This window comes from Pseudomonas sp. S60, from assembly GCF_016647865.1.
Classification (GTDB): domain Bacteria; phylum Pseudomonadota; class Gammaproteobacteria; order Pseudomonadales; family Pseudomonadaceae; genus Aquipseudomonas; species Aquipseudomonas parafulva.
Window position 1 is genome coordinate 1 of record NZ_JACVVH010000093.1, and the last position, 6,068, is coordinate 6,068.

At 65.0% G+C, this 6,068-nt stretch carries 5 protein-coding genes; 1 reads left to right on the plus strand and 4 read right to left on the minus strand.

Annotated elements, in window-relative coordinates; genetic code table 11:
• Positions 1 to 116: 116 nt before the first annotated feature.
• The 4 genes from IAE33_RS24210 to IAE33_RS24225 form a co-directional block, all read right to left on the minus strand.
• Positions 117 to 1,553, minus strand: coding sequence for an efflux transporter outer membrane subunit (locus tag IAE33_RS24210; protein WP_201165727.1), 1,437 nt, complete (start codon positions 1,551 to 1,553; stop codon positions 117 to 119).
• Positions 1,550 to 2,611 carry an HlyD family secretion protein gene (locus tag IAE33_RS24215; RefSeq protein WP_201165729.1) on the minus strand — a complete coding sequence of 354 codons (1,062 nt, stop codon included), beginning with the start codon at positions 2,609 to 2,611 and terminating at the stop codon, positions 1,550 to 1,552. The genes IAE33_RS24210 and IAE33_RS24215 overlap by 4 nt, the downstream gene beginning before the upstream one ends.
• A gap of 28 nt (positions 2,612 to 2,639) precedes the next feature.
• Complete coding sequence (locus tag IAE33_RS24220) at positions 2,640 to 4,181, minus strand: MFS transporter (protein ID WP_201165731.1); 1,542 nt, start codon at positions 4,179 to 4,181, stop codon at positions 2,640 to 2,642.
• A 114-nt stretch (positions 4,182 to 4,295) separates the two neighbouring features.
• On the minus strand, positions 4,296 to 5,201 hold the full coding sequence (locus IAE33_RS24225) for a LysR family transcriptional regulator (protein WP_201165733.1): 906 nt from the start codon (positions 5,199 to 5,201) through the stop codon (positions 4,296 to 4,298).
• Between the two features lie 169 nt (positions 5,202 to 5,370).
• On the opposite strand from IAE33_RS24225, the gene IAE33_RS24230 reads away from it, so the two are divergent.
• The gene (locus IAE33_RS24230; RefSeq protein WP_201165735.1) at positions 5,371 to 5,820 is read left to right on the plus strand and encodes a universal stress protein; all 450 of its coding nucleotides are present in this window, start codon (positions 5,371 to 5,373) and stop codon (positions 5,818 to 5,820) included.
• The last annotated feature ends 248 nt before the right edge of the window (positions 5,821 to 6,068 follow it).

Here is a 6,068-nt window from a genome sequence, read left to right on the forward strand (position 1 = left end):
CGCAGCTCGCGATGCGCCGCGCGGGCGGCGCTCGATCTCACAGGCGAAAAACCCCTCAAGGCGGGCACCTGTAACCCCTCACACCCGTCTCCCCGCAAACCAATCGACACAAAGGTTCAACCCTGCTCAAACCCCTGCCACCCCCCGCCCAGCGCCTTGTACAACCCCACCAGGGCCTGGGAAACCGCCGCCGAACTGTCGATCAGCTGCTCCTCACTGGTCAGCAAGGCGCCCTGCACGGTCAGTACATTGAGAAAGTCCACCGCGCCTTCCACGTACTGGCGCTGGGCAGTTTCCAGGGCGATACGGTTCTGGCGCACGGCTTCGGCGAGGTGATCGCGGCGCAGCTGGCTGGCGTTGTACAGGCGCAGCACGTCGTCGATCTCGTGCCACGCGCCCAGCACCACCTTGCGGTAGTTCAACGCCGCTTCCTGCTGCTGCGCCTCGCGCAACGCCAGGGTGCCCTTGAGCCGGCCCCCTTCGAAAATCGGCAACGACAACTGCGGCCCAAACGCGAAGCGGCGCGAATCCCACGTGCCGAAATCGGCCAGTTGCATGGCCTGGAAGCCCACATTGCCCGACAGCCGAATGCTGGGGTAGAAGTCGGCCTTGGCCACGCCAATGCTGGCCGTGGCCGCATGCAGGCGGGCTTCAGCCTGGCGAATGTCGGGCCGGCGCTGGGCCAGTTCGGACGGTAGACCGATGGCAAAGCGCTGTTGCGGTGCCGGCAGGTCGGCGCCCTGCTGCAGTTGGGCCTGCAGGCTGCGCGGCGGTTCGGCGGCGAGCAGGCTCAGGGCGTTGATCAGGTCGTCACGCCGGGCTTCCAGCGTGGGCAGGCGTGCTTCGATGGACGCCACCTGGGCACTGGCCTGGGCCACGTCCAACCGGGTGGCGACGCCCTCGGCCTGGCGGTCTTCAGACAGCTTCAGGCTATGCCGGGCGACCTTGAGGTTGTCCTGCGTCACGGCCAGGGTGTGCTGCACGGCGCGCAACTGGATATAGTCCCCGGCGGTTTCCGAGAGCAATACCAGCAACACGGCGCGGCGATCGTTTTCGGCCACCTGTACCGAGGCATCCGCCGCCTCAACTTGCCGTCGCACACGGCCCCACAGGTCAAGCTCCCACCCGGCCACCAGGTCACCCTGCCACAGGTTGAACGCCTGCTTGCCGGCCTTGCCCGAGGGGTCATTCAGGCCCTCGGCACTGTTGCGGGCGCGGCTGTAACCGGCGTTGGCCTCCACTGTCGGCGCTTCGTCGGCCGCCACGGTGCTGCGCATCGCCCGGCTTTGCAGCAGGCGCGCACTGGCCATCTGCAGGTCGAGGTTGCGCTCGGCAACCCGCTGGATCAGCGCGGTGAGCTGCGCATCATGAAAGGTTTCCCACCAGCGGGTTTCCAGCGGCTCAGGTTGCGGTTGGCTGGCCGCAGCCTGGCCCTGGATACCGGCCCACTGCTGCGGGGCCTGGCTGTCGGGCCGCTGGAAATCCGGGCCCAGGGTACAGCCGGCCATGCACAGGGCCAGCAGCAACGGGCTCAAGCGTAATGCCGGCTTCATCGTGCACTGACCTCGCTGCCCTGCAGTGTTTGCGCCTGGGTATCAATGGTGGCCTCCACTGACATGCCAACCCGCAGGCGGCTCAGCAGGGGTTGCCCGTCATCGAACACGATTTTCACCGGGATGCGCTGCACCACCTTGGTGAAGTTACCCGTGGCGTTGTCTGGTTTGACGGCGGCGAAGGTGACGCCCGTTGCCGGGGCGATGCTTTGCACATGGCCGTGCAGTTGCTCACCGGCGAAGGTGTCGACGCTGACAGTCACCGGCTGGCCGGGCTGCACGTGGGTCAGCTGGGTTTCCTGAAAGTTGCCGACCACATAGGCCTGCTGCAACGGCACCACCGAAAGCAGCCGCGCCCCGGGCGTTACATAGGCACCCACGCGCAAGGCGCGCTCACCCACCATGCCGTCCACCGGTGCAGTGATGCGGGTGTACGACAAATCCAGCTGGGCTTTTTCCAGGCCCGCTTCGGCACGTTTGAGCTGACCATCGGCACTGGCCACCTGGGCGGTGAGGATGTCCACCTGCTTGCGGGTAGCCACCAGCGCCGCCTGGGCATTGGCCAGACGGGCCCGGGCCTGGTCCACCCGGCTGCGGGCTTGCTGGGCGTTCTGCACGGTGCCGGCGCCCTGTTCGGCCAGCCGGCCGTAGCGGCGCACTTCATGGTCGGCAAAGCTCACTTCGGCCTGGGCCGCCTTTACCGCCGCTTCTGCCTGGGCGATCAGTGCCCCCTGCCGGTCAAGGGTGGCGCGGGCGTCGGCGCTTTGTGCCTGGGCCACCAGCAACTGCGCCTGGGAAGCATCCAGGGCGGCCTGGTAGTCACGGGCGTCGATGGTCGCCAGCAACTGCCCAGCCTTGACCTGCTGGTTGTCCTCCACCAATACGTCCTTGATAAAGCCGGCGACCTTGGGCGCGACCACGGTGTAGTCGGCGATCACATAGGCATCGTTGGTGCTCTGCCGGTGGTCACTGCCGAACAGCCAGGGGCCAACGAGGGCGGCCAGCACGGCCACGGCCAGCACCGAGCCAATGAACAGGGTTTTGCGGTTTTGGGTCATTTCAGCGTTACTCGAAGTCATCCAGGGGTCAGGCCACCGCACGCGGCGGGTAGACCCGGGTAGGCACGAAAGGAATCAGGCAGATCAGGGCAACGGCGACACCCGCCATGACCAGGTAGAGGTCGGCGGAGGTCAGTACTGCGGCTTGTTCGTGAATGCGTGCAGCCAGGCCAGGGGTGTTGCCGTCTACCAACGCGGCATTGCCCAGGCTGTCGACCAGGTGGTTGGAATGGAAATGCCGGCGCACGGTACCCAGCCCGTCCAGCAGGCCGCCCGCGATGGCGGCGGACAGGCCCTTGACGGTGTTGAACCAGGCGGATGCAAACGGCCCGTCCTGCGGGCTCATGCCCGTGGTGGACAGCATCAGCAGGGGCAGCACGGCCATAGGCTGGCCAAACACCTGCAGCAGGTAGAACGGGTAGAAGTCGCCCCGTATCCACTGTGAGGTCAGCAGGCTGCTGCCAATGCACGAGCAGCACAGCATGGCCAGCCCACAAGCCAGCACCCACCGGCAATCCACTGCGCGGATGTTGCACAGTGCGGCGGTAAGCGGTAGCGCGATGAGCTGGGGCATGGCCACCAGCAGCATCAACGGGCTGGTCTGCGCGGGCCGATACCCTTGCACCTGCGCCAGGTAGGCTGACGGGATGCTGCCTACGCCCGAGAGCACTACCAGCACGCCACACAGTGTCAGCAAGGCAAAACTCAGGTTGCGCCGCGACAACATGCGCAACTGGAAGAACGGCAGGGGCTCGGACCACTCGTTGAACAGAAACAGCACCAGCAGCAACACACCCCCGCCCAGCAGCCAGCAGATCAGCGGCGAGTCGAACCAGCCCCAGCGGTCGCCCAGCGAGAGCCCCAGCACGATACTGCTGATGGCCGGCAGGCCGAGCAGCACACCGCGCCAGTCGAACTGCTTGAAACGTTCAAGGCGCAATGGGTCCTGCGGCAGGCCCCAGGCCACGCAGGCACCCGCCAGCAGTGACGGCGCAATGATCTGCCAGAACGCCCACTGCCAACCCACGTACTCGGTCCACAGGCCCGCCAGCGGCGTGCCCAGGTTGGGGCCGAACGTTGCTGTCAGGGCATAACAGGCCAGCCCATATACCTTGATGCCTGGGGGCAGAAAGCGCAGGGCCACGCTCATCAGCATCGGCGGCAAGGCACCGGAGGCAAAGCCCTGCAGCACCCGCAGCAGCATCAGGCTGTGCAGGTTGGGGGCAAATGGCTGCAGCAGGCCCAGCACCGCGAACAGCGCGATGGCGCAGAGGGTGAAGCGCCGCAGGGAGAAGGTGGTAGCCAGCCACGGCGCGAAGGCCATGGCCGACACCGAGGCGGCGCTGTACGCCGCCAGCAGCCAGGCGCCTTCGTCGGCACCAATGCCCATGGCCCCGCGGATATCGGCCAGGGAAATCTTGGTCACCGATTCGTTCAGGCCCGCACACAGCACGGCCAGCAACACGCCAAACAGCCCAACCACCACCCGCAGACCGAAGGCGCTCGGCACCGGTACGGCCGGCGCGGGTGCGGCGGCGGTTCCGGTAGAAGGGGCAGACAAGGCATTCATTAACAGAAATCTCCAGCAACATATTTGCGACCGGAGCAATTTTAAGAAGGTCGAATGATGACGAAAACTGAATTGTCAGCAGGTTTATATTGCGTCAAACGCAATCGACAACCTTCACGGGTCGCTGATACCGCAGGTTTTCATGGTCTGGCGTAGCCAGCGGTGGGCGGGGTCGTTGTCAAAGCGCGGGTGCCAGGCCTGCATCACGGTGACGGTTTCCAGCGGCACCGGGATCTCAAAGGACCGCAACGGCAGTTTCAGGCGCTGCACGCTGTTCAGGATGTTGGCGGGTATGGGCAGGATCAGGTCCGAGTCCGGCAGCGAGAACATCGCAGAATGGAAGCTGGTGGTGATCAGTGCCACTTGCCGTTCCACCCGGTGGTTGGCCAAGGCCACATCGATTGGCCCATTGGCGCGGCCCCGACGGGACACGCTGATCTGCGGGAACGCGGCAAAGCGTTCGGGGGTAATGGGGCCGTCGAAGATGGGGTGGTCGGTACGGGCCAGCCCCACGAAGTAGGTATTGAACAGGCTCTGCACCTTGATCTCCGGGCCCAGTTCCACGGAGGAGCTGACGATCAGGTCGATCTGCCCGTTGCGCAGCATGGCATCGTCATCGCCACTGCCCTCTGGCACGAAGCGCAGCACGGTGTGGGGTGCCTGGGCCAGCATCATGCGCAGCAGCTTGGCCCCGTACAGGGCAATGAACAGGTCGTTGGTGCGGATGTTGAACGCCCGGTGCAGGTTGGCCAGGTCCACGCCTTCACGGCTGCGGAACACCTGCCCGGCCTGCTCGACCAAGCCGTGCACCTGATCGCGCAAGGCCAGTGCGCGCGGGGTGGGGACCAGGCCGCGACCGGCGCGCACCAGTATCGGGTCGCCCAGCGCCTCCCGGATGCGCCCCAGGGTGCGGCTCATGGCAGCGGGGCTCAGGTTCATGCGCTGCGCGGCGCCCACCACGCTGCCCTCGTCGAGCAGCACATCGAGGGCGACCAGCAGGTTCATGTCCGGGAGTTGCATGGGGGTGGTTTCCGTCGCGCTATTTCGATGGGGCGATGGTAGCAGGTTGCCCGATTGCGTCTGGTGCAATGCGCTCGTGCGCGATGGGGTATTTATCCACAGGGTGGGTTGGGCGAAGAATGGTGGCTGGAAGACAGCCCTTTTTGCCTGGCCGACTCAAGGAAACACGATGCCCTGCCCTGTCCTTATTGCCATTGACGCCTCCCCCGCCTCCCACGCGCTGGTTACCCTGGCCAGGCGGTATTGCCAACCTGGGGAACACAGCCTGCATGTGCTGCTGGCCATTGATGCCACCTTTGCGGTGCATGATGCGCCTGGGCCTTATACGCCTGAGGAAATGCAGGAGTACCCTGCGGCTTGCGAGGAGCAGCAGCATGCGGATCAGGCTGTGGCGGCGGCTGTGGATGATCTGCAACGTGCGGGGTTTGAGTGCCAGGGGCACATGATGGCTGGGCTGCCGGCTGAGGTGATTGTGGGGAAGGCGCGGGCGCTGGGGTGTGAGTTGATCATCATGGGGCACCGGCATTTGTCGCGGCTGGGGCGGTTGTTGGACCCTTCGGTGAGTGGGAAGGTGATTGATGGGGTGCAGGTGCCGGTGTTGGTGGCGCCGGCGGGGTGAGGCTATTCCAAATAACCACACAACGTAATAGAACTTGAAGCTTCAAGCTTCAAGCTTCAAGCTTCAAGCTTCAAGCTTCAAGCTCATTCAGTGTGGGCGCGGACACCGAGTTACCATTCTTTTACGTGATTTGCGCTTAATCACCTTTCCGCCCTTACGGCGGGTTACTTTTTGTCTTGGCAAAAAGTAACCAAAAACCGCCCGCTCCCGTCATCCGGCCCCTACGCTTCGCTCCGGGGTTCCCTCGC